General features: G+C 55.6%; 1 pseudogene. It reads left to right on the forward strand.

Annotation, left to right across the window (positions count from 1 at the left end):
- Positions 1–229: pseudogene (locus tag EH240_RS37695) on the forward strand (3-methyl-2-oxobutanoate hydroxymethyltransferase); the annotation flags it as partial.
- Positions 230–270 lie beyond the last annotated feature (41 nt).

The raw sequence follows: 270 nt of genomic DNA on the forward strand, positions 1-270 counted from the left end.
CCTGTTCGCAGAGGACGTGCTCGGCTACGGCCGCAACCGCGTTCCCCGCCACGCCAAGGCGTATCGCAACTTCAAGGCCGAGTTCGATCGACTGAATAGTGAACGCGTCGCGGCATTCCGGGAATTCCGGGCTGACATCCATTCCGGTGCCTATCCCGGACCCGAACACACTGCGGCGATCCCGGAGGCTGAATTTGAAACCTTTCTTAATCACTTGGGATCTCGATAGTGAGACGTGCTCCGTTTTTAATATCAGTATCCACTTTTTCA

Source organism: Mesorhizobium tamadayense, assembly GCF_003863365.1.
Classification (GTDB): Bacteria; Pseudomonadota; Alphaproteobacteria; order Rhizobiales; family Rhizobiaceae; genus Mesorhizobium; species Mesorhizobium tamadayense.